We start from the raw sequence: 19,525 nt of genomic DNA on the forward strand, positions 1-19,525 counted from the left end.
ATGAACCCGGCAGCACTGGCGAAAATTGTAAACAGCAATCTTGCAGACCATGGCACCCCATTTCATACATCGATATTAGTTAACTGGTCTTCGGCATTTGATTGTTTTGGAGTGATGGCCGTCCAACAGATTAGGTATATGTCGCTGGGATCAATAACCGGTAGTACCGGCGGCGGTGGCGGCGGTGTGAGTCCTCGCAGATCAGCCAACTCACTCAGTGATTCGATTTTCTGCCGCTCAGTGGTGTTGGCAGCATTGGCGATATGGCGGACTTCGCGTTGGATTCTCAGGGTGTACGGAGCATCAAGTCGAATAGCCAGCAGGTCTTGCTTGTCGCCAAGGAACAGCCCGTGTTCTCTAACGAGAGCTGCGGCATCGCGCATCGCACGGGGAACCTGAGGGGAGAGATTCAACGGGTCGACCTGAATCATCCATTGACTGTAAATATCGTTCTGCGCGACTGCCCAGGCGTCGAATGCGGCTTGGTACATCTGCTCGCTGAGAACCGCTGGGACCATGTCCTTTTGTGGTTCAGCGTGCGCCAGGCAGGAGAGGGTGTCATCAATGACAATAGGAACTTCGTCGGCATTCTCGGTCTGAACGGTCAGGTCCGCGTTGAGCGGAACATACCGATACCAGGGTTTAGCGTGGTCACCGATACGCGCACAGAAAACGAATCCAGGATCAGCGCCTTCTCTCTCGAATCCTGTACCTGATCCCCACGGCAATGCCAGCACTCTGTTCTTGGTGTTAATGTCCCGGAAGGAATTCGACAGCTTTCGACGAAACTCCTCGCCTGAGACTCCTGCCTTGCCACTATCGCTGAAGAGGTCGGACTCTTCGCGTCGAATTTGTTCGATCCGCTCACGCGTATCCGTGATGGTCCGTTCGACAGGATCTACACCCGGCAACACCTTCCCAACACCAACTGAAGCTGCAGCCTGTTTGAGCTTGCGTTCGAGTCTTTCTTCCAAGCGCAGGAGCTTGTCCAGGTCCTCGTCCGGGAAGAAGCAGCGCATGAATACTTCCGAATGAGGGGAACCGATACGGTCGATACGGCCATGTCGCTGAACGAGCCGCATCGGGTTCCACGGAAGGTCGTAGTTAATGATATGCCGAGCTTGCTGCAGGTTGACGCCTTCGGCGAGAACATCCGTGGTGACGATGAGATCGAATTTGTCCTCTTCGACCCCTGTTCCTGCAGTCATCGGCGCAAATCCGACGATGACATCTGAACGGGTGCTCTTGTCGGGGCCGCTCACAGTCGCACTGCGCTCCCTGTAGACAGCAAGTCGTTCATCGGTCGTGATGGCGTTGTGCAGAGCTTTTTCCAAGTATCTCGCGGTATCGGCGAAATAGGTGAAAATCAGGACCTTGCGCTTATTTCGGGTATCTTGTTCGCCGATCCCTTCTGCAGAAGCATCACTGGCGATGGTGGCTAACTCCTCGACCAGTGCAACGACTTTCGGGTCGATCTCGGGGTGCAGCGAACGGACGCGCGTTTGGAAAGCCGTAAGGAGATCTCGATCCGCCGTGACTGCAGCGGTGAGTGCCTCGATGTCGTAATCGGAAGAGGAAGAAACTCCATCGGTGTCGTCGAGAGTATCCAACCACTCGTCGAGATCTTCGTTCGTGGAAGTTGACCATTCCCGGAAGGCATCGCCGGTCAGGACTAGGCCTGATGCGAGTGCTTGGAGGAATCGATCGTGGGAACTGATCATCTTCCCGACGGTTTGCTCGAAGGCAAACGACGATGATTCGAATCGCTTGAGCAAACCCGAACGCAGCAAACCAGCGTTTTGAGCCTCGTATTGCTCGGTATCGCCGTGCTTGCGGAATCGAGATGGCACGTAGCGTGCCATCGTGAGGACTTCGCCTAGATCATCGAGAATCACTCCGGTCGCGAGAGCATCCGCATTCGTATCGTCGGCGATGTCTGCACCGAGAGCCGTTGCAAGATCGTCGAATACACCGGGGAGTACTTTGTTGAGGTTGTAGTCGACCTTCACTACCCGGCATGTCGGGAAGGTGATTTCTTGCTCAACCCCGTTGATCACGACTCGGTCGCCGACGTAGTGGTTCTTGACGAATCGACGGGTACGCCGAACAGCTACTTCATCGAGAACATCAAACAAGTGCTCTGGCGAAAGCTCGTCGGGATTCATCGCGATCGCTCGTTGGAAATAGGCGCGAAGCGAGGGGATGCCGATGTCGCCGAAGGCGGCGTCGTTCGGCGAGAAGTAGGTAATGAGGTTGTAAAGGTCCTCGAGGCTGTTGTTGACCGGTGTTGCAGTCAGTTCGACGAGGTCCTTGGGGACTGGGCCTGCGAGAACTCGGCGCAACGCGTCGGCGCGGTGAGTCTTTTCGTTGCGTAGCGCGTGTGCCTCGTCGACGACAACCATCGCGTATTCGTCGAGAGACTGAAGTCCCGCAGTGCGAGCACCCGCATCTTCGATTTGTGCTACCAGCTGCTCGAACGAGAGAACGTCGGCGCGTAGGTTCTTCTCCCGGAGAAAGGGAATCCATGTGGAATCCCGCAGAGTCGCCGGGCAGATGATGAGCACTTTTTGTCGTCGGTCGAATACTGCTTCGTGGATCAATTCTCCGGCGAGGAAGGTTTTTCCCAGTCCGACCTCGTCGGCGATGAGAACGCCCTTGCGTCGGGCGAGAATGCGACGGGCACGCCATACCCCATCGGCCTGGAACGCTGTCAGTCCCAGCCGTGAGGTCACTCCCGAATCTTCGTCGAGATCTGCGCCGTAGTTTTCGAACAGCATCCGTAAGAACACGTCCCACGGTTGGTGTGGGGACCAGCGGGCCTCGAAGAGTGCGGCCAGATCGTACGTCGCCGAGGCATCCCACTGTTCGTTGAACCAGTCGAGGACCTTGTTGACGGTGTAGGGGTCGTATTGACCGAGATTGAGCTCGTTGTTCTTGGCGAGGCCGGCGTAGGTGAAGTTCGATGAGCCGGCGATTACTCCGGTCGCGTCGGTGTCGACGATGAACGCCTTGCCGTGGAGAAAGCCCTTCTCGTATCGGCGAACCTGAACTTTGGGGTTGTCCCTGAGCCAGCGCACCAAACGGCGAGCCTGCGTATCGGCCTCGCGTGTGAATCCTAGGAGGTCTCGGTCTCCCTCCAATGATCGGAGGTGCCCTTCCAACGCTCGTTGCAACACAGGAGACGGTCCTCGTTTCCGCCGGCGTTCAGATAGCGGCCGGACCTTGGGTCGGTCTTCTGCCTCGAGTGGTTCCGCGCCGAGAAGTAACCGCACCCCTTCGACCTGTTCGAGCTCTTCTGCCAACAGATTGAACCCGCCGGGGTTAAAGTATGCGGTTGCAATAGCAAGTTTCGGGGGTGTGATCAGCCTGGTGCGAAGACCTTCTAAGAGCCCGTTGATTGCATCCGCGACTCGTTCGATGCCTTCGCGATTGGTGCTGAATACAGACTTGTAGCTGCCAAGTTGCGTTTCGGTCATGCTTGCACCGTCTTCGTCCAGTTTTCGTGGTGGTTCAGAACTGCGTCAAGTCTCGGTTGGTAGTTCCATCCGCGGTGGAAAGTCTCATAAATGTGCACCACGTCGTTACGGTTAAGTCCATAAAGAAGGCTTGCGAGCGCATCCAGTTCTGCGATCAGGTCAGATTTGGTCGCCTCGTCGGTAACTGAGCCGATCGGCACTCCCACCTGATCGGCCCAGTCCTTGTAGTGATCGTCGACAGCAGCAAGCCGACCCGCAATCTCTACAACACGCTTCCGAAGCGGATTATCAGAGGCAGGTCGAGGAATAGGGAGACCGTTGAAAATATGAAAGTTCACATGATTCTCAACTACTGCTCGAACGATCCAATCGAGCGGGATGCTGCACAGTATCCCCAGAAGAAATGCCTCATCTTGCTTAGTTCCTGATGGAAAAAGCACGTAGGGGGCAGTGTTTGTAACCACCAAATTTCCGGGAGCCAAGACAGCCCTTAATGTTCGCGTGTCTGTAGCACGGGCTATGTCCCTAAACATGACACGCGGGTGTAGACAGGGCAAAGTTTCTGGGTCTCGGACTATGCTCTGATCGAACTCCGAGAAAGCCGACCGTAAATTTCGGGATTGACGTAGGCGACGAGACTGAAGTGCTGCACTAGCCGTATTTGGGTCCGCCCACCCGTAATAGGTACCGGTGTCTGATTTCCACAAATCGAATGATGCACCTTTATACACCGGCCACCCCTCAGATTTCTCTAGATCTGTGGAGAAGTACTTCTTGTCAGTGGTTGCGTCGAATTCACGCTGTGGCCGGGCACGCCAAGAACCAGACTTAGCGTCGAGTCGAGGTTGTGCACGCATTTTTACGAAGATACTTAGGGCTGCAGCATCCGGAATCGCAGGAAACGCGGCCCGGTCAGACCAGCCAAGAAAGTCTTCCGTAGCAACTTCGGCACTTCCTTCATTGATCTTTCCTCGATACTCAGCAAGAGAAGCAAAAGGACCGCGAAGGCTAAGCGCTCCTGCGTGCTTCTCTCCCTTTCTGATGCCAATCAGTCCTACCGTGTATCGAGGTTCCAGTTCGTCGAAAACCCACCCCGCGGTGTTTACAAGAAGTGTGACGTCAGCGAATGTGCCATTGGTGAGGACATCGTCGCGCCACTCCGCACTACCCGCGCCAGCGAGCGCGCTCCGCGGCAGCACAATGCCAATCGAACCATCTTCGCGCAGCGCCTGCCAGAACCGCCAGGTGAACGCCTTGTAGAGATCGGGGTCGCCGGTACCCATCCCGGGGAAGGGGCCGCTCAACAGGGCCCGACGAACCAAAGCCGTATCGCTAACCTCGGCTTCGTACTCGGCAACGAGGTCGATTCGATCCTTCTCCAACTCAGCAATTCGCGCTTTCTGAGTTTTCTGAGCCATGCTCTTAAGACCCGGGAAGCGCAGCGCCCACCACCCAAGTTTTTCTACCGTGGCCTCTTCCCACGGCGGGTTACCGAGCAACACGTCGAATCCAGGCTTCTCCCGCAAGAACACTTCCGGAAACAGGACCGGAAAGTGTGCAGCCTGAAGGTGCTTCATCTGATTTTGCACAGTGGCGTCTTCGACGGCCCGGATCGCCGAATCAGGTGTTGCGACACGGTTGATCAAACCCAAGCGGGTAGCAACGGCAGCATCGAATATCGCCGCGACCCCTTCGGCATCGACCTTGGCTTGTGCATGTGCTTTGGCGGCTTCGCGGACTTCTTTTTTAGTGGCCTCAGCGGTGCGGGCCACGCGAACGAGTCGTTCCCGTGCAGTATTCAGTTCGCCAAGGATTTGATCTTCGAAAATGCTGATGGTGCCATTGCTGGACTCGGGATCGAGAACGGCGAGAACTTCTTCGATCGTGGCGATGCCCGTCAGGCTGTTTCCCACGACGAGTCCATGAGAGAGCGAACTCATCGGCAGACCGGGGACGAAGGTGTGGATCCACATTGCCAGGCGTGCAAGCTCCACGGCGATCAAATTCAGGTCCAGTCCGTAAATGCACCTGCGAGCGATCTGACGACGCAGTAGTGCAGTCGGCTCGATCTCGATGTCAGGCGCGCTTGTTCCCAGCGCTTCTTGAGCGGCGAGAGTCAGCCGGTGGAGTTCTTCGGTAACTGCGGGTATCGGGTGCAGTGCCAAGAACGCTGCAAACCGGTTTTCTATTCGGTCGATAGCAGCGACCAAAAAATGTCCGGAGCCCATTGCGAGGTCGGCGACTCGGAAATCGAAGAATTTTTCGGCTGCCTTGGCATCGTCTCCCGCGTCAAGGAGTCGTGCGACGTCCGTGAGGTGGTCAGCCAATGCTGGTTCGAGGGAGGAATCCAACAGGTGTTCGACTGCGAAGGCCTTTGTGAAGTACGACCCTGAAGCTTTCCGTGCTCCTGAGGCGTTGTGGAAGTAGACCTGCCCGGAGGGTACTTCGACTGTGTCTCCGGTTCTCGCCGGCAGAAATGCGCCTGTTTTGGGATCGACGGTCAGATCATTTGGCGCGATGCTCAGGGATGATTCGAGCAGTCCTTCATAGATCGTGCCGAACTCACGGACCGAGAGTGATCTGAAATCGACGGGTCCCAGTGTGCCGTCTTCGCCGGTGTCGATGACAAGGGCTCGCAAAGCTGGGCCTATCTCGGCGTTTGTCAGATGGAGTGCTGCGATAGCTTGCCCTGAGGGGTGTGCGTCGTCGCTGGCGAACAGGCCGCCGTTATAGGCAGGTACTCCCCACTCTTTGTTGCCGTCATCGACGGCACGCCAGATAGCTAGAAGGTCATCCCACCGGTCGGTGGCTTCGGGATCGAACACGATGTCGGGGCTATCCGCTAACTCCCGGGCAACCGTCTTGAGTGCCTTCTTCGTATAACGCGGGTTGCGCTGGTAGGGAAGAAGACCCCGATCCTCCGCGTAAGAGACGAACAGCAGTCGGAACAAGATGACGAGGGTCTGGTGGTATGCCTCAGCCAGATTCGACTCCGACGTCGCTTCCATGCGGTTGGCGACGGCAACTGCCAATCGCGGAACCACATCTACATAGACTCTGTCGCGCAACCGCTTGCCAAGTGCAGCAGCGTGATCCGCAGAGGCGGCAAGGATAGCCGTAACGCTTCCACCGGAGGCCAATGCAACAGAGGAGAATAGAAGCGGCAGATATGCTGCGTCATCCTCGGAGAGCAGCGCGAGATCGAGCTCGGTGAATGTCTCCGCTTGCCCCTTGCGGCCAACCCCGACATCGGGTCTCGCAGGGTAAAGCCGAACCTGCGTGCCTCGGGTCACGACGAGCCACGGAAGGCCTTGCTGTTGAGCGATCGCGAGTCCCTGTGCGACCGGAGACACTGCCCCGAATCGATCGGTGGGGCGGTCAAACAATTCATGGTCGTCGAGCAGCACTGCTATTGCACGGTGGTTGTCACCCGAAGCGAGGATCAGTGCACTCGATCCGTGCGGGGTCGCGGTGTATCCGAGACCTCGAATGAGGTCCAGACCACGTTGCTGCAGGAGTGCCGTGCCTTTTTCCCGCTCAGCGTGCCAGTCCCCACGGGTGGGTACGCCGGCCCGAAGTTCATGGGACGCAAACAATCCGACATTGGTGAGGCCGGCGACCAGCTGATCTTTTTGCCCGACGAGTAGGCGATGGAATGTACGTTCAGCACTGGCAGCGTCGGGGGCACCTAGTGCAGCCGCGCAAATTCTCTCGACTTGTGACAAGTCCAGGTCTACAAGTACAGCCGGGTCGTCTTTCGTTCCACAGACTGCAGCGTTGAAGGAGTCGTGGGCCGGGTACGCGACGACGAGTACCACAGGAGCCGCCCGACGAGCCCATCGCGCCGACCACAGCCGCCGGACATCATCAATTTTCGGTTGAGATGTGGCAGATGCGACGGCAACCTCGATTGCATCCGCTCCGTCCGCAATAAGGATTCGGTCAGTATCGAGTGAGATCGGGGCGCCGGAAGGCTTCGACCACGGTATCTCTCGGACATCTGCGTCTGCTAGAAAGTCTTCGAGATTGCTCACTGTTTCTCCGTCTATTGCATTGCCTGGTGACTTCCGATCAGCTTAGGGGACGGTACTTGAGCCGTAGGTCGAGGCGGAACCAATCAGGGAGGAGTGTCGCCGTTCGTACAGGATGGATCAGAACCCTTCGATTCCACATCGGGCGTTGCTACGCCGGTCTCCGACAGACGTCCCCGCTCGATTTCCCCTCAGGTTCCAGCGAACTCGTCGTCCGGATGGGATGAGTCTTTCAAACATGCGCGCGGACGCTCGATCGCACCCAGTTATTCTGTGCGTCGAATGAATCCTGTCGGACTTGTCTGCTTAAGTGAAGGTTCTCGTAAGCCCGCAGCTGTTAATGACCTGAATAAGAGACCTAATGAACTCGTTGAAGATCTTCGCCTCTCTCGGCTACGGCCACTCTTCTTCTCGCGGCGGGTTGTTCGTCCGATTCCTCTGATGGAGCTGAAACAGCGGAAAGTGTGTGTGCGCAGATCGAAGACGCTGGTATCGGCGAGAACTGCGCACCGGGAGATCCCGGCGGTCTGGCTGTGGCAGCAACTGAGAAATACGATTTCGACCTTCCCTCAGTGCCTGGGGAACGCGGCACTGTCATGATCTTCGACAATGCCGATCAGTACCGCAAAACAGTGAAAAGCTACGCCGACGCTGCCATTCTGGCTGGCCCGCACCGCTACGGTTCGGACAATGCGTTGATCTTCGTGCAGATCAACGAAGGACTCTCGTCGACTGATGGACAGAAGGTCAAGGACATCGTCGATTCCCTGTAGCTCTATTCAGTGCAGTAAATATCTGAGATTCGAACCATTCCGAGCGCACACCTCTGCCCGGTTGATTTGCACTGTGCACGTCGTCGACGTGACCCTCTGGCGGATGAACGAACACGTGAAAACCTGATGACGATAGGAAAAGCATGGACAATCGTGCAGCGATCCAAAAAGGACTTGACCACCTCGCCTCTCGACTCAACCCTTACTTCGCTGCCGCGCTCACAGACGAGCTTGGAGGCCTTCCGTGGACGGCGGTGTTGACGGAACTTGATCGAGCCAAGGGATATACCCCGCGTCAGCACTCCAGCGGTGATCTGCAAGCGCAACTACGTTTGCTGACCGAACGGCTCGGCAAACTCGGTTTTCCCTTCGACGACCCCACCCGGACCGTCTCTGTCCTCGGCGGCGAATTACGCATTGTTCGCAATCGCTGGGCACACAACGATGATTTTTCATCGCTCGATGTGTGGCGTGCCCTCGACTTCGTCGTACGCCTGCTCAGTCACCTCGGCGATCACGAGGGCACGACTACGGCAGAAATTCTGCGTACCGACGCTCTTTCCCGAGTGGTGGCGGAATCTGGGCTCACAGAGACCACTGTGAGCCCGACCGAAACTGAAGACGGTGGCGAACACGTCGAACCGGACAAGGCTGTTCTCGAGCGTGATGGGCACATCGAAACACCCACCATCGGTGAGCAGCGACTCGAGTTCGAACAGTGGATAGTTGTTCCCGCGGGCGACATCGCCGTTCTCGACGATCTACCCAAAAAGATTGCCAAGGAAGCGGTTCGAGCGGTTGCTGCCGAAATAGTCGAATATGAGGGCCCCATCCAGCTCGATCGACTGGCCAGCCTCACGGCTCAGTCGTTTGGGGTGTCTCGACTGTACGATGCGCGCTCCCGCAAACTGATTTACCAGATCAAGATGCTCGATTGCGAGGTCGACTCCGAGAAGTTTGTCTGGCCGGCGCGCATCGATCGAGCTACGTGGACAGAGTTTCGCCCGAATTCGAGCTCGATCAGCCGACCCTTCGACGAGATCAGTCCGGTGGAAATCGCGAATGCCGCGCGGTTCATCCTTCGCGGCGGTCCAATGGAGATCGATCAGTTGGAAACTTCCGTGCTCCGGACGTTCGGGCGTCGTCGTCGGTCCCCGATGATCAAAAATCACCTGCAGAAATCGCTGAAATATGCCCAGTCCGTTGGCTTTCTCCGAGTGGATCGAGACCGCTACATCGGAACGACAAACGAGTGAAGCAAAAGCTCCCACTGTGGACAGAAAGATGGCCAACCGCTCCGGTAAGTCATTCGGGGCGCCATGTCAGTCACCTACACTAGCCACTTCTCTACGGCAGAGGACCATGATCTACAACTAACATCGCCTCCTCGAAAAGCGGTGTATAACAACCGTTCACCACTGCCGATCAGTGGTGTGCAGGGTTCCGAGTGCGAGCAGAAAACAAGAATATCGTCCGCTCCGCGCACTGCTGGTATCTCAGTACGACAGGAGATGTGTCGGTATCGATGGACAGGAGGGAACGTGGAAATAGCTGAAGGCGGGACGCAGGATCATCGGGACACATGTTCGTTCTGCGCCAAACCCCAAATCCTCTACCCTGGGCCGCGGTGCCGCGCCTGCTGCGACGACGAGGTGCTGTTCCTCTACGCGGTCACCGAAATGGAAGCGCATGACCTTGCTCCACTGCGCGAGATCACTGAAGGTGCCACCCCAGGAGAAGAGGATCTCCGCGCGGTGGCCGTGGAATTGCTCACGCGACTACAGAGCCGTGCCCTCACCGCAGGCAAGCGCGTCTCCCTCGATGTGCTCGCCAGAAAAATGGTCAATTCCCGCTCATGCAACCTGGAGGCGGACACAACGATCCGTCGGGCACGCCGCCAGCACGCGGACACGGAACGACCGGGTCGCTCAACGCCCGTGACGTGCCAGGAGTGTGGTCGTGCAACGAAGATGCGCCTGACCACCGGGCAGCTCAATCGCCACCAGACGGACGGAGGGGAATGGTGCTCGGCGGCCGGCCGTGAGATCTCCACGCCGCGGACCGACCCCGATGCCTACCCACCGCCGCCGGTTCTACGGCCCGCCGTCGGTGGACGCATTGTCCGTGTCGACCCGACGCCTCGGACGGCTCCAACTATTCCGCTGGTTCATCGCTCGATGGGGCTGCCGGCGCGGAGCTGGCTGCGGTTCGGTTAGCCGCCAGAGCCCCGGAGCTCATTCTTCAGCTCACCTGACATAAGGGGTGGTTATCGGACTTGACGGGACTACGAAAGAGCCCGCGGCCCCCACCGGGCGGGCGTGGCGTGCCGCCCCGGGCACGGTGAGGCTGGGAAACAAGAACGGCGAACCTCTCTTTGTAGCCAGCGGATGTGCGATGGCGGTTTCTACATATACCGTTGATCGGTTAGCGACAGAAGCGATGTCGTCACCAAACACGAGAGGTCTCGGCCCGTATCTCATCGAGTTCTTTCCCTGGCTCCAGACGCCCGACAACTACTTCCGGAGTCGTCGGCACCCGGGCAAGTAGAGCGTAAGCCCCGACAGCGGCCGCAGTCGGGGGTTCACGCTTGCGTGTTCGCTTCCGGCGCAGCGGATAACCCCCAACCTTCCGAGGGAACGCGGGGTGTGGGCCGGATTCGGGAGACTCCGGCCTATTCGCCCTCCATCACCGGTTCAGGTTGCTGGCCGTGCCGCCGACGCCATAGGTTGCCCATGTCGTCGGCGAACTGGAGATCGACCCGTACTTCGGCCGCTCCGGGGGCGCTGTACAACACCTCAGCTGACTGGTCTCGCGAGATCACCTGCGGGTATTTGTCGACCATCTGCTGTTGCGCGTTCTGAAGAAGCGCGGAGAGGCCGGGGACACTCATGATGTGATCCGAGAACATCCCACCATAGGAACCGAGGTTCGTCGGCACACCGAAAATCCCCGGCGGATACATCGAGTTAGCGCGGGAGCCGATGGCATCAAGTGTTCCGCTCATCACGCCCGACAGCATCTCGCGGGAGAGCCCCTGCACTGAGATCTTCCCCTTCGCCGGGTGACACGCACCCTCCAGTCCGTTGCCGTCCCCATCAACGGCATACACATCGACTTCGAGGTCCGTAATCGGACCCGAACTCGCGTTGTTTACAGTGACGGTCCATAGACCCTGACCGATAGGCACCGGCTTGACTGACGCCGTTACTGCGCGGATGCGGCCGCCGCTGTTACCCGTCTCCGTCGCGCCGACCGAATAGTACGTGTTGTTATCCCGGCCAGCGATGACGTTGCGCTGGGTCGAGGTGAAGTTGTGCGCGGAAGCAGACGAACCGTCTACTGCTCCCGCGCCCAGGTAGGGTGGGGCGACTCCTGAAGGGCACGCGCTGCGACTCGGCCGATCCGCAGATCGCCAGCAGCTGCGATGTCCTCGGCGACAACACCACTCCCGCCGTCGACGGCCACATCTTTGACCTCGATGTCGCCTCCAACCGATGCGCGACGAATCACTACGCCGATGGTGGCAGGCAACTCGGGAGCCTGCTCTTCGACGGCTGCAAGGAGAGCTTGCGCGAGACCCAGAAGGTCGACGTCGTCGCCAGCACCCGCCTGATCCAGTTTCTTCGCAAGGAGTGCGCGGCGGAGTTCTTCCTCTGGCTCCTGCTCCAGCCCCTCGACCTCCGCGGTCACGGAGCTGTACCGGTTCGTAATCCAGCCCTTCACGGCCGTGTACGCGTCGCCGATTGCCTGTTTCGTGGTCTCACGTGCGCCGTCCGACGCACCGAGTGCGATCGCCGCGACTATCAGGGTTACGGGTTCCATCAACCACCTCACAGGGATGTGGTCCTGCACAGTGCCGGACCTCGCCCAAATCTAGCGGCCGATGCCGACAATCGCGGGCGCCGAACGCGTATTCCGCCAGAGGACAACTAAACCCGGGGCCCTGAAGCAAGTGGCAGGACGGTTAGACCATTCAGTGTAAGTGAGCCCTCCCCAGAGTTGCCCGAATCTTCGACATAGCAAAGGTGCATGAATAAGCAGCGTACGGTTCAGCCTGCGAACGATTTACTCCTCATCGACTGTTCCTGTACTGACCTCACTCGCCAATCGCGGAGGCTTACCGATTCAAGGCAAACGCACTCAGAGCCCTCCTGCCGGTTTCGGTGTGCGTTTTGACCATCGTCATACCGGACGATCTCGAACGCGCTCCTGCGTGCGATTCACCTGGGGAAATTTCAGCGCGTTCCGTCCATTTTGCTGTCCGTTAAAAAAATCCGGTATGACATAGTTTCTAGCGGACGATACGTCCACTGGACGTCGTGAACGGCGAAAATCGGGAGTGAAATGAAGATCGGCTACGCGCGTGTGAGTACGGCGGCTCAGGATTCGTCGATTCAGGTCGATCTTCTCGTCAAGGAAGGCATCGACCGAGACCGCGTCTACGTCGATCACGGAATCAGTGGCCGGCAGACACATCGACCCGGACTCGACAATGCGATCAACGCCGCCCGCGAAGGCGACGTCTTCTGCGTGACCAAACTCGATCGACTCTCTCGGTCCGCCGGGGATCTTCACGAAACGGTGAAGCGACTCGCCGCCAAAGGCGTGGCGTTGTCGATCGACGGGAAGATCTACGACCCCACCGATCCGATGGGAAAAATGTTCATCGGCGTCCTCGGGCTGATGGCCGAATTCGAATCAGACCTGATCCGGAGCAGAACGCGGGACGCTGTTGCAGCGGCCGCGGCGGCCGGCAAGATGAAAGGCCGTCAGCACAAGCTCACACCGGAAGAGCGTGCGTACCTATTGCAAACGTACGAGACGGGACAATTCAAGATCGAAACACTCTGCCGGAACACAGGTTTGAAGCGTTCAGCACTTTACGCAAACATCGAGTTGGCACGCACCGAGCGGGACACTGAAAGACCCCCGGCACCCTGATCTTGCCCAGTCAAGCGATCCGCCATGTTTACGGCCGACCGCGTCTATCGAGCACCCCATGCCAAATAATTCCAAGAGTCACAGGGCTATGCGCGGGTCTCGACTACCGATCAGACGCTCGATGCTCAGAGCGACGCTCTGAGCGCGGCCGGCTGTTTCAAGGTCTGGACCGAGACCGCGTCGGGCGCAACCACGACCCGTCCGCAACTGACGGATCTCCTGTCGCATCTTCGCGACGGATATACCTTGGTCGTCTGGCGCCTCGACCTGTTGGGGCGTTCACCTCCCCCATCTGTTGCAAACCGTCGAAAATCTCCCCGCCCGCGGAGTCGGCTTCAAATCGTTGACCGAAGCGATCGACATCACCACCTCCGGCGGCAAACTCATCTTCTCCATCTTCGGCGCACTCCCAGAATTCGAACGCAACCTGATCCGCGAACGGACTCAGGTCGGCCTCGCCGCCGCCAGGGCGCGTGGCCGTACCGGCTGCCGGCCACCGAAGATGACCTCAACGAAACTCGCACAAGCACAACGGATGCGGGAGAACGGCCTGCAACTCACCGACATCGCCGAAATCATCGGCGTCGGACGAACCACTCTGTACCGACACCTCAAGTAGATACGCGCACTTTCAGCCGGCGGTTCAACGGGCCGAAACATCAAAGACTTTGTCCCCCATCTGCGTTGGGACCCTGGATCTCGCCCTCACGGGGCATGATTGCGATTTTTTCGTTCGTTGTCGTAGCTGGCGGGTCGGTACGGCCCTTAGCAGTGGAATGACCACATCAGGTCGGGCATTCAATGCCTCCGCAGCGTTTGTGATCGCTACTCTTCTCTGCCTTCTGGCGTACAAGATGATTAGGCGTGGTCACCGTTGAGGAATACTGGCCGGCCCTCGGCACCCAGGCGGCCAGCAGGCTCCATGGAATATATCGAATTTGTAGCGGTGGCACAGTTAGCTCGGTGGCGAACTTGGGTGGTTGTCGCTCTGATGTCGGAGTCGCGGTGTATAAGTGGATTTCACTTATCAGGAGGCGCTTGTCGTGACTTCGCTCTCTCATCAACAAGCTGAATTGGCGATGGCTTCGGCCATGCGAAAGATGGGGTTCAATGACGCACGAGCACATCCCGGAGGACCGGATGGTGGTATCGACGTGCTGTCGTCACGAGCGATAGCTCAAGTGAAGATGCACAGGTCCCAGGTTGGCCGGCCAGACCTTCAGCGTCTATATGGTGCACGAGGCCGTGACCTGCGAAGGTCGATGCTTTTCTTCTCTTTGAGTGGGTACTCGTCCCATGCTGTGAAATATGCAGCGGACGTCGAGATTGCGCTTTTCACCTTTGATTCGAAAGGTGCTGTTCAGCCGTACAATTCGGCGGCCCGGTCGATATCGAAAGGGGCCAAAGGTCTCGGTTCGCCCAGCCTTATTGTCGACGAGCACCTTGCATGGTTCCTCAAGGGCATCGTGCTCATATCCCCGACTTCACTCTTCCTGTTGTTCGATCTTTCTGTGCCGGTGCTGGATACCATTTTCGCTTTGGCAGGGGCGCTCGGGGTCCTGTTCATCGTGGCCGCTATCGGCGGGTTGATGAAGAAATGAAGCTAGCGGTTAGCGCTGGCCCTGACTTGCAAGGACGAGAACTCTGACACTGGAGAAGACGACTGCACGATCAGCGGCAATAACTGGGTCCCGTGGGATGCCGCTAATCGGTAGTTCGGCCTAGAGAGGCTCGCCACAGCTCCCGCAGGTGTCCTCGCCAGCTTCGTATATGGCCCCGCAGCAGTATGTGGAACCTGCGCCCACCTCGGAGCACCCCGGGCACAACTCACACTCCTCGTCCCAGTCCGCCTCGTCCTCGACAACCTGCTCACACGACGTACATACGAGCTCCACCAGAACCTCCTAGAGTCGGAACGCGGATACTTTACCGAGAGGTCACCCGTCAAAAGAGCTGGCTATGTCGGGGCGCGGTCAAGATGACGCCGGAGCAAAATCGCCACATCTCGTTACCGAATCGTATCCTGTGTCAGAAACCTGTCTCACCTTCTGTAGCGCCCGCTGGAGCACGGGAGATTCTGAGACAGTCATCCCGTGATCACGACTTTCAGGTCCTCGATTTGCAGAGGGCCGCTCACAGCGGCCATTCGATGTGAGCTGCGTGGGAAGAAGTGGCGAGTGGCGCCAAGAATGATCGCCCGTTCATACTCGATCTACTGCCCCATTTCGTCCTCATACTCGCACCAATGGTCGCCATCGTGTCCGGTATCCAGACGGCAAAATACCCCTCCCATCTTTTTCCGGCCGTACGGGAAGTACAGAGCGTTGCACCACTTATCCGAATGGGCCATGAGTTTCCCTCGTTTCCGAACCTGTGCCGGTAGCACCGTCAGCGTCCCAAAGCCTAGCCTTGGGCTTTCGTTATGAGTGGGCGTGCGAAATCGTTTCGTGAAAACATGCCAAACAATTCCGAGGATCACAGTCTCACCTACCGTTTCCCTGCACAGATCGGCGAGAATGCGATTAGGTCGGTGAGAGCCCTGACAAATCCTATGGAGCAATGGCCTGCTTGACTCATCGTTGTGATGGAAACGCAGATCCCTGAGGATCCAACAGACCTCGATGCGGCGTTGAAGCTCGTCAGTCAGGTTGTACCCGAACCGATCCGAGAACACTGGGCCGACATCGACGGCGTTCGTTATCCCCCGAAGCAGGCATATCAGCTGATCAGCAACCTCCCACGATCGAGCTTCACCTCTCATACCGCCCTGGCGCGTCTCCGTGAAATCGGTTTCACTACCAGTATCTACAAGGCCAAGAACGGGGTGCAGCGGCTCGAAACAGGCGGTGACCTCACCGTCGCACTGTCTGACTACACGCATCTGTCGGCATCATTCGCTACCCTGCTGGAGTTCCTCACTACGAACGAGCTCACCAAGCACCTGTCCTCCGCCGAGTCGGCGTTCGATGGTTCGGACATGACCGGGTGTGCTGACGCCGTCGAACATTTTCACTTCAGCGAGGATCTTCTCGACGCAGCCCTGGCCGTTCGTCAGCATGTAGGTCGGCTCAACGACGTCATTCATGCCACAGTCATTGCGCGGTGCCTTCCCCTGATCCTCGAACCTGGTGAGACCGTCACGGTCAGGCCATCACTCGGCGCCGGCAACGACCCCAGCAGGCCGTTTGATGTCGAGACCGATCGGCGTATCGCCGAGTTCAAGGTTTCGCAGTGGAAGGGTGCCGACACCATGCGCAAGCGAGGCGTCTTTGCTGATCTGGTTCATCTGGCGCTGGACCCTACGGAGCGGCGTGCGCAGCTGTTCGTCGTCGGAGCGCTTCCGAAGAAATTCTTGGTGGCCTCACGATCAACCGCCGAGTGGGCCTTGGGCCGCTCCTCTCCCCATACTCGACACCGATTCGAAGAAAAGTTCGGACCCGCCGGACAGTTCACCGTCGCCGACTTCACCACCGGACCGGCAGCACACATCGAGATCGTCGACATCGCTGCCTTAGTGCCATCTCTCGGCCTGGCAGACGAGATGCTGTAGGAGCGAAATGCAGCACCAACAAGTGGGGCTAGGTGTTGGGGGCAATTGTGCGAGAACTGCGGAAGTCCGTTCCGTGACACGATAACTGGCAATGCCGAATGAGAACAAGCCGCCACTACTACCAATCTGTGTGGGGTTCCCACACAGATCAGGACCGTCGAGTGATCGTCGGTCTGGCAGGTGTGGCGACCTGCTTCTCGTCGCATCGTGAAGGTTACTTGGCGGGGCAGACAATTTCGGCACCGCGTGTGTTCATTCACCAGTCGTGCAGATCTTCCAATGAACCGATCCGATGTAGGGGGACAACGAGGACTCTCTTCGTCGTGCGCCTGCATTCGAAGGTTTCATCCACTGTTGAAGACACCAGCAGAATGGGGCGATTGGTCTCTGCGTCCAGGGCATTCGCGTCGTAGAGCTCGTCGTGGGCGCTCAAGAAGTGGTCGATCACTCTCAGTTCCCCCGCATTGTGGGGATGAACGGTGATGTTGATCCATCCGGGCTGACTTGCGGAAATCAAGCTGGACGAGTCTCCCGCCTGGGTGATGTATCGATAGTTCATCGCCTGTTCGAAGAGGGAGTTGGCGAATCTGGCCTGCCCTTTGAGACGCGTGGCGATCGTCTCGGGATCTGTACCCTCTCCAACTTCTTCGGCGGCCTGTCGGAATATCTCTGTGAGGTCCGATAGATGCTTGATCTCCGCGAAGGTCAAGTAAATGGGAAGCCCAGGTAGGGGCTCTGTGAGGTGTACTCGCGTTTCGGTCAAGCGCAGATCCTCCCATGATGTCCTGGCAGTCAGTCTTTCAAGTAGAGACGGCTGGCTTCGTCAAGGACACGCCTGTAGGCGGCGTCGGTTGCCTTGAGCGCGGTGTCAACGAGGTCGAGCTCGCGGAGTACGGCTTCGTAAGTCTCGGGCCCTGTGGTGGCATCGCCGAGGGTGTCCGCTTCGAGTGTTTCAGGGTCGTACAGCTTGTAATCGGCGACGCTGGCGGCGACTCGGTGAAGCAGATCGTTGATTACTCCGAGTTGGCCGTGCAGTTGCAGATAGAGGTCGCTGGGTGCAATGCGGCCAGGCATGAAGTCTCCCTAGTGTTTCACTGTTTCCGGTACTCAGGGGAAGGCGGATATTGGCGTCAGTGTGTGGCGGACAGGTGGATGGTGAGCACGTCATCGATGCGGGTTGTGAGGTCGACGTTTTCGTGCAGGATCGCTGATGCGTTGACGGCTCCGAAGGCGCCGGCGCACAGGTTCCATGCGAGTCGGTGTGTGGTGGGCGTGTTGGTGAGTTCGCCGTCGGTGATGGCGGTGTCGATGATGTCATTGACGGCGTCGACCCAGTGCGCGAAGCCGGCCGCGTTGTCGATGGTGGGTTCGAGGGTGAGTTTCATTCCGGCCCGCACGTTGGTGTCCTCGGCAATCTGACGAGCGAGGGACGTGAAGATCGCCGTTAGCTTCTCCCCTGCCGTGCTGCTCGAACCGGATGTCAGTGCTTCGCTGATGGTTTCGTCGAGGGTGCGGTTCCAGTCCGAGATGAGGTGCGCGGCGATCGCTTCTTTGGACGGGAAGTGGTAGTACATTGCGCCTTTGGCGAATTTTCCGGTAGCGCTGATGGTGTTGATGCTGGTGTGGCCGTATCCGTCGGTGTCGAAGTGCCGGGCTGCGACGGCGATGATCGCTTCCCGTGTTCGCACCGCACGGTCCTGCATTGCTGAGTTTTTACTGCCGGGGATGCGCCCGATCCGAGGGCTGGTTCTTGTGGCGGCAGCGTTTTCCGGAGTGGCCGCCGATTCGTTATGGCTGTTCACAGAGATGCTCTTCGACCATACGGACGGCGGCCGGGTCGGTTCCGCGCCACATCAGCAGCAGATCGTCGACTCGTTTGGTGATGGTGTGGTTCTCGTCGAGGCTAGCTGCAACGTGCACAGCGCCGACGAAACCGGCGCAGAGAGTGTCTGCGAGCCTGGACATGCTTTCCGCGCAGTCGAGGGCGCCGGAACGGATCGCGTCGACGACGATCGGTGTGATCGCGTCGGTCCACGATCCGTAGGTCGCACACGCATCACTGAGCGACTTGTCGACGGACAGGATGAGTCCAGCTCGGGTGATCGCTTCTGTTTGGGTGCGGCGGGCGAGTTCGCGGTAGATCATGATCACTTGCCGATCGGCGGGTTGACCTGTCGCTGCGGCCTTCCCACTGTCTCGGAGACTGCGGCGGACCAGCGGCAGAGCATCTCGCTCGCGATGGATTCCTTCTTCGAGAAGTGGAAGTACATCGCACCTTTGGTGGTCTCGGAGATCGCCAAGATGTCATTGATGCTGGTGCCCGCGTACCCGGTTTGGCTGAAGAGGGTGGCGGACACTTCAAGGATCGCTTCTCGGGTGATTTTCGCTCGTGGCTGCATACTTGGTCGGCCGGTTTTGCCGTGGTCGATGCCTTCGGAGCGGTCGGTATGATTGTTCATGGTCACAGGTGCTTTCTGTGGTCATCGGCCCTGACGGTGTTACAGCACTGCCAGGGCCACCCCTTTTATTGGTGCGTGCGGGTCAAACGGTGGTGAGTTCGCTGCGCATCGGGTTCTCGGCGGCTCGCAGGTCGGGCAATGGTGGACTGTCGAATCCTGCTTCTCGAGCTGCGGCATCGAACTTCTCGTACCGGCGCCATGCGGTCGACGTCGCGACAGGCGGCTTCGATTCCAGAGCGATGGTTTCCCACGTGAGGTTCGGGTTTGTCAGCTTGCGGACCGCTGTGTCTTTGAC

The 19,525-nt window shown here is 58.4% G+C and carries 15 protein-coding genes and 1 pseudogene; 7 read left to right on the forward strand and 9 right to left on the reverse strand.

The features are described from left to right. Window positions 1-62: 62 nt before the first annotated feature. The gene (locus tag H351_RS29015) at window positions 63-3,419 is read right to left on the reverse strand and encodes a helicase-related protein (RefSeq protein WP_338051105.1); all 3,357 of its coding nucleotides are present in this window, start codon (window positions 3,417-3,419) and stop codon (window positions 63-65) included. A 53-nt stretch (window positions 3,420-3,472) separates the two neighbouring features. Continuing rightward, a complete protein-coding gene (locus H351_RS29020) occupies window positions 3,473-7,510 on the reverse strand; it encodes an Eco57I restriction-modification methylase domain-containing protein (protein WP_029257062.1) in 4,038 nt (1,345 codons plus the stop codon). Window positions 7,511-8,079: 569 nt separating this feature from the next. Here H351_RS29020 and H351_RS29025 point away from each other — a divergent pair. The 3 genes from H351_RS29025 to H351_RS29035 all read left to right on the forward strand — a co-directional run bounded on the left by H351_RS29025 (window position 8,080) and on the right by H351_RS29035 (window position 10,496). Next, window positions 8,080-8,280: a hypothetical protein gene (locus H351_RS29025; RefSeq protein ID WP_144440140.1), complete on the forward strand. Its 201-nt coding sequence runs from the start codon at window positions 8,080-8,082 to the stop codon at window positions 8,278-8,280. 143 nt (window positions 8,281-8,423) lie between these two features. Next, the gene (locus H351_RS29030; protein WP_144440141.1) at window positions 8,424-9,536 is read left to right on the forward strand and encodes a DUF3320 domain-containing protein; all 1,113 of its coding nucleotides are present in this window, start codon (window positions 8,424-8,426) and stop codon (window positions 9,534-9,536) included. A gap of 285 nt (window positions 9,537-9,821) precedes the next feature. Beyond that, window positions 9,822-10,496, forward strand: a complete 675-nt coding sequence (locus H351_RS29035; RefSeq protein WP_144440142.1) for a hypothetical protein — start codon at window positions 9,822-9,824, stop codon at window positions 10,494-10,496. A gap of 455 nt (window positions 10,497-10,951) precedes the next feature. Here the strand turns inward: H351_RS29035 and H351_RS29040 are convergent, their stop codons facing one another. Both H351_RS29040 and H351_RS29045 read right to left on the reverse strand, forming a co-directional pair. After that, window positions 10,952-11,320 carry a hypothetical protein gene (locus tag H351_RS29040; RefSeq protein ID WP_244891515.1) on the reverse strand — a complete coding sequence of 123 codons (369 nt, stop codon included), beginning with the start codon at window positions 11,318-11,320 and terminating at the stop codon, window positions 10,952-10,954. Window positions 11,321-11,616: 296 nt separating this feature from the next. Then, window positions 11,617-12,102: a hypothetical protein gene (locus H351_RS29045; protein ID WP_029257057.1), complete on the reverse strand. Its 486-nt coding sequence runs from the start codon at window positions 12,100-12,102 to the stop codon at window positions 11,617-11,619. 522 nt (window positions 12,103-12,624) lie between these two features. On the opposite strand from H351_RS29045, the gene H351_RS29050 reads away from it, so the two are divergent. From H351_RS29050 to H351_RS29065, 4 genes and pseudogenes are all read left to right on the forward strand, one after another. Then, a complete protein-coding gene (locus H351_RS29050; protein WP_037121467.1) occupies window positions 12,625-13,221 on the forward strand; it encodes a recombinase family protein in 597 nt (198 codons plus the stop codon). A gap of 84 nt (window positions 13,222-13,305) precedes the next feature. After that, window positions 13,306-13,840 (forward strand): annotated as a pseudogene (locus tag H351_RS29055) (recombinase family protein); the annotation flags it as partial. A gap of 424 nt (window positions 13,841-14,264) precedes the next feature. Then, window positions 14,265-14,822 (forward strand): restriction endonuclease, encoded by a 558-nt coding sequence (locus H351_RS29060; protein ID WP_158510649.1) that lies wholly within the window; start codon window positions 14,265-14,267, stop codon window positions 14,820-14,822. A 983-nt stretch (window positions 14,823-15,805) separates the two neighbouring features. After that, window positions 15,806-16,771, forward strand: coding sequence for a hypothetical protein (locus H351_RS29065; protein ID WP_051636619.1), 966 nt, complete (start codon window positions 15,806-15,808; stop codon window positions 16,769-16,771). Window positions 16,772-17,027: 256 nt separating this feature from the next. On the opposite strand, the gene H351_RS29070 is transcribed toward H351_RS29065, so the two are convergent. The 5 genes from H351_RS29070 to H351_RS32665 all read right to left on the reverse strand — a co-directional run bounded on the left by H351_RS29070 (window position 17,028) and on the right by H351_RS32665 (window position 19,230). Further along, window positions 17,028-17,534 (reverse strand): hypothetical protein, encoded by a 507-nt coding sequence (locus tag H351_RS29070; protein ID WP_144440136.1) that lies wholly within the window; start codon window positions 17,532-17,534, stop codon window positions 17,028-17,030. Window positions 17,535-17,563: 29 nt separating this feature from the next. After that, on the reverse strand, window positions 17,564-17,845 hold the full coding sequence (locus H351_RS29075; protein ID WP_029257052.1) for a hypothetical protein: 282 nt from the start codon (window positions 17,843-17,845) through the stop codon (window positions 17,564-17,566). A 56-nt stretch (window positions 17,846-17,901) separates the two neighbouring features. Then, a complete protein-coding gene (locus tag H351_RS29080; protein ID WP_244891516.1) occupies window positions 17,902-18,459 on the reverse strand; it encodes a TetR/AcrR family transcriptional regulator in 558 nt (185 codons plus the stop codon). A 100-nt stretch (window positions 18,460-18,559) separates the two neighbouring features. Continuing rightward, entirely contained in the window at window positions 18,560-18,916 is a 357-nt protein-coding gene (locus H351_RS32660) for a hypothetical protein (RefSeq protein WP_244891517.1), read from the reverse strand. Window positions 18,917-18,918: 2 nt separating this feature from the next. Then, window positions 18,919-19,230 carry a TetR/AcrR family transcriptional regulator gene (locus H351_RS32665; RefSeq protein WP_244891521.1) on the reverse strand — a complete coding sequence of 104 codons (312 nt, stop codon included), beginning with the start codon at window positions 19,228-19,230 and terminating at the stop codon, window positions 18,919-18,921. Between the last annotated feature and the right edge of the window lie 295 nt (window positions 19,231-19,525).

It is taken from the genome of Rhodococcus erythropolis R138, from assembly GCF_000696675.2.
GTDB classification, from domain to species: domain Bacteria; phylum Actinomycetota; class Actinomycetes; order Mycobacteriales; family Mycobacteriaceae; genus Rhodococcus_F; species Rhodococcus_F erythropolis.

Excerpts from the sequence above, each read along its gene's own strand:
- H351_RS29030 (WP_144440141.1), top strand. The coding sequence starts at position 8,424 with ATGGACAATCGTGCAGCGATCCAAAAAGGACTTGACCACCTCGCCTCT.
- H351_RS29045 (WP_029257057.1), bottom strand. The coding sequence starts at position 12,102 with ATGGAACCCGTAACCCTGATAGTCGCGGCGATCGCACTCGGTGCGTCG.
- H351_RS29050 (WP_037121467.1), top strand. The coding sequence starts at position 12,625 with ATGAAGATCGGCTACGCGCGTGTGAGTACGGCGGCTCAGGATTCGTCG.
- H351_RS29065 (WP_051636619.1), top strand. The coding sequence starts at position 15,806 with ATGGAAACGCAGATCCCTGAGGATCCAACAGACCTCGATGCGGCGTTG.
- H351_RS29075 (WP_029257052.1), bottom strand. The coding sequence starts at position 17,845 with ATGCCTGGCCGCATTGCACCCAGCGACCTCTATCTGCAACTGCACGGC.
- H351_RS32660 (WP_244891517.1), bottom strand. The coding sequence starts at position 18,916 with ATGATCTACCGCGAACTCGCCCGCCGCACCCAAACAGAAGCGATCACC.
- H351_RS32665 (WP_244891521.1), bottom strand. The coding sequence starts at position 19,230 with ATGAACAATCATACCGACCGCTCCGAAGGCATCGACCACGGCAAAACC.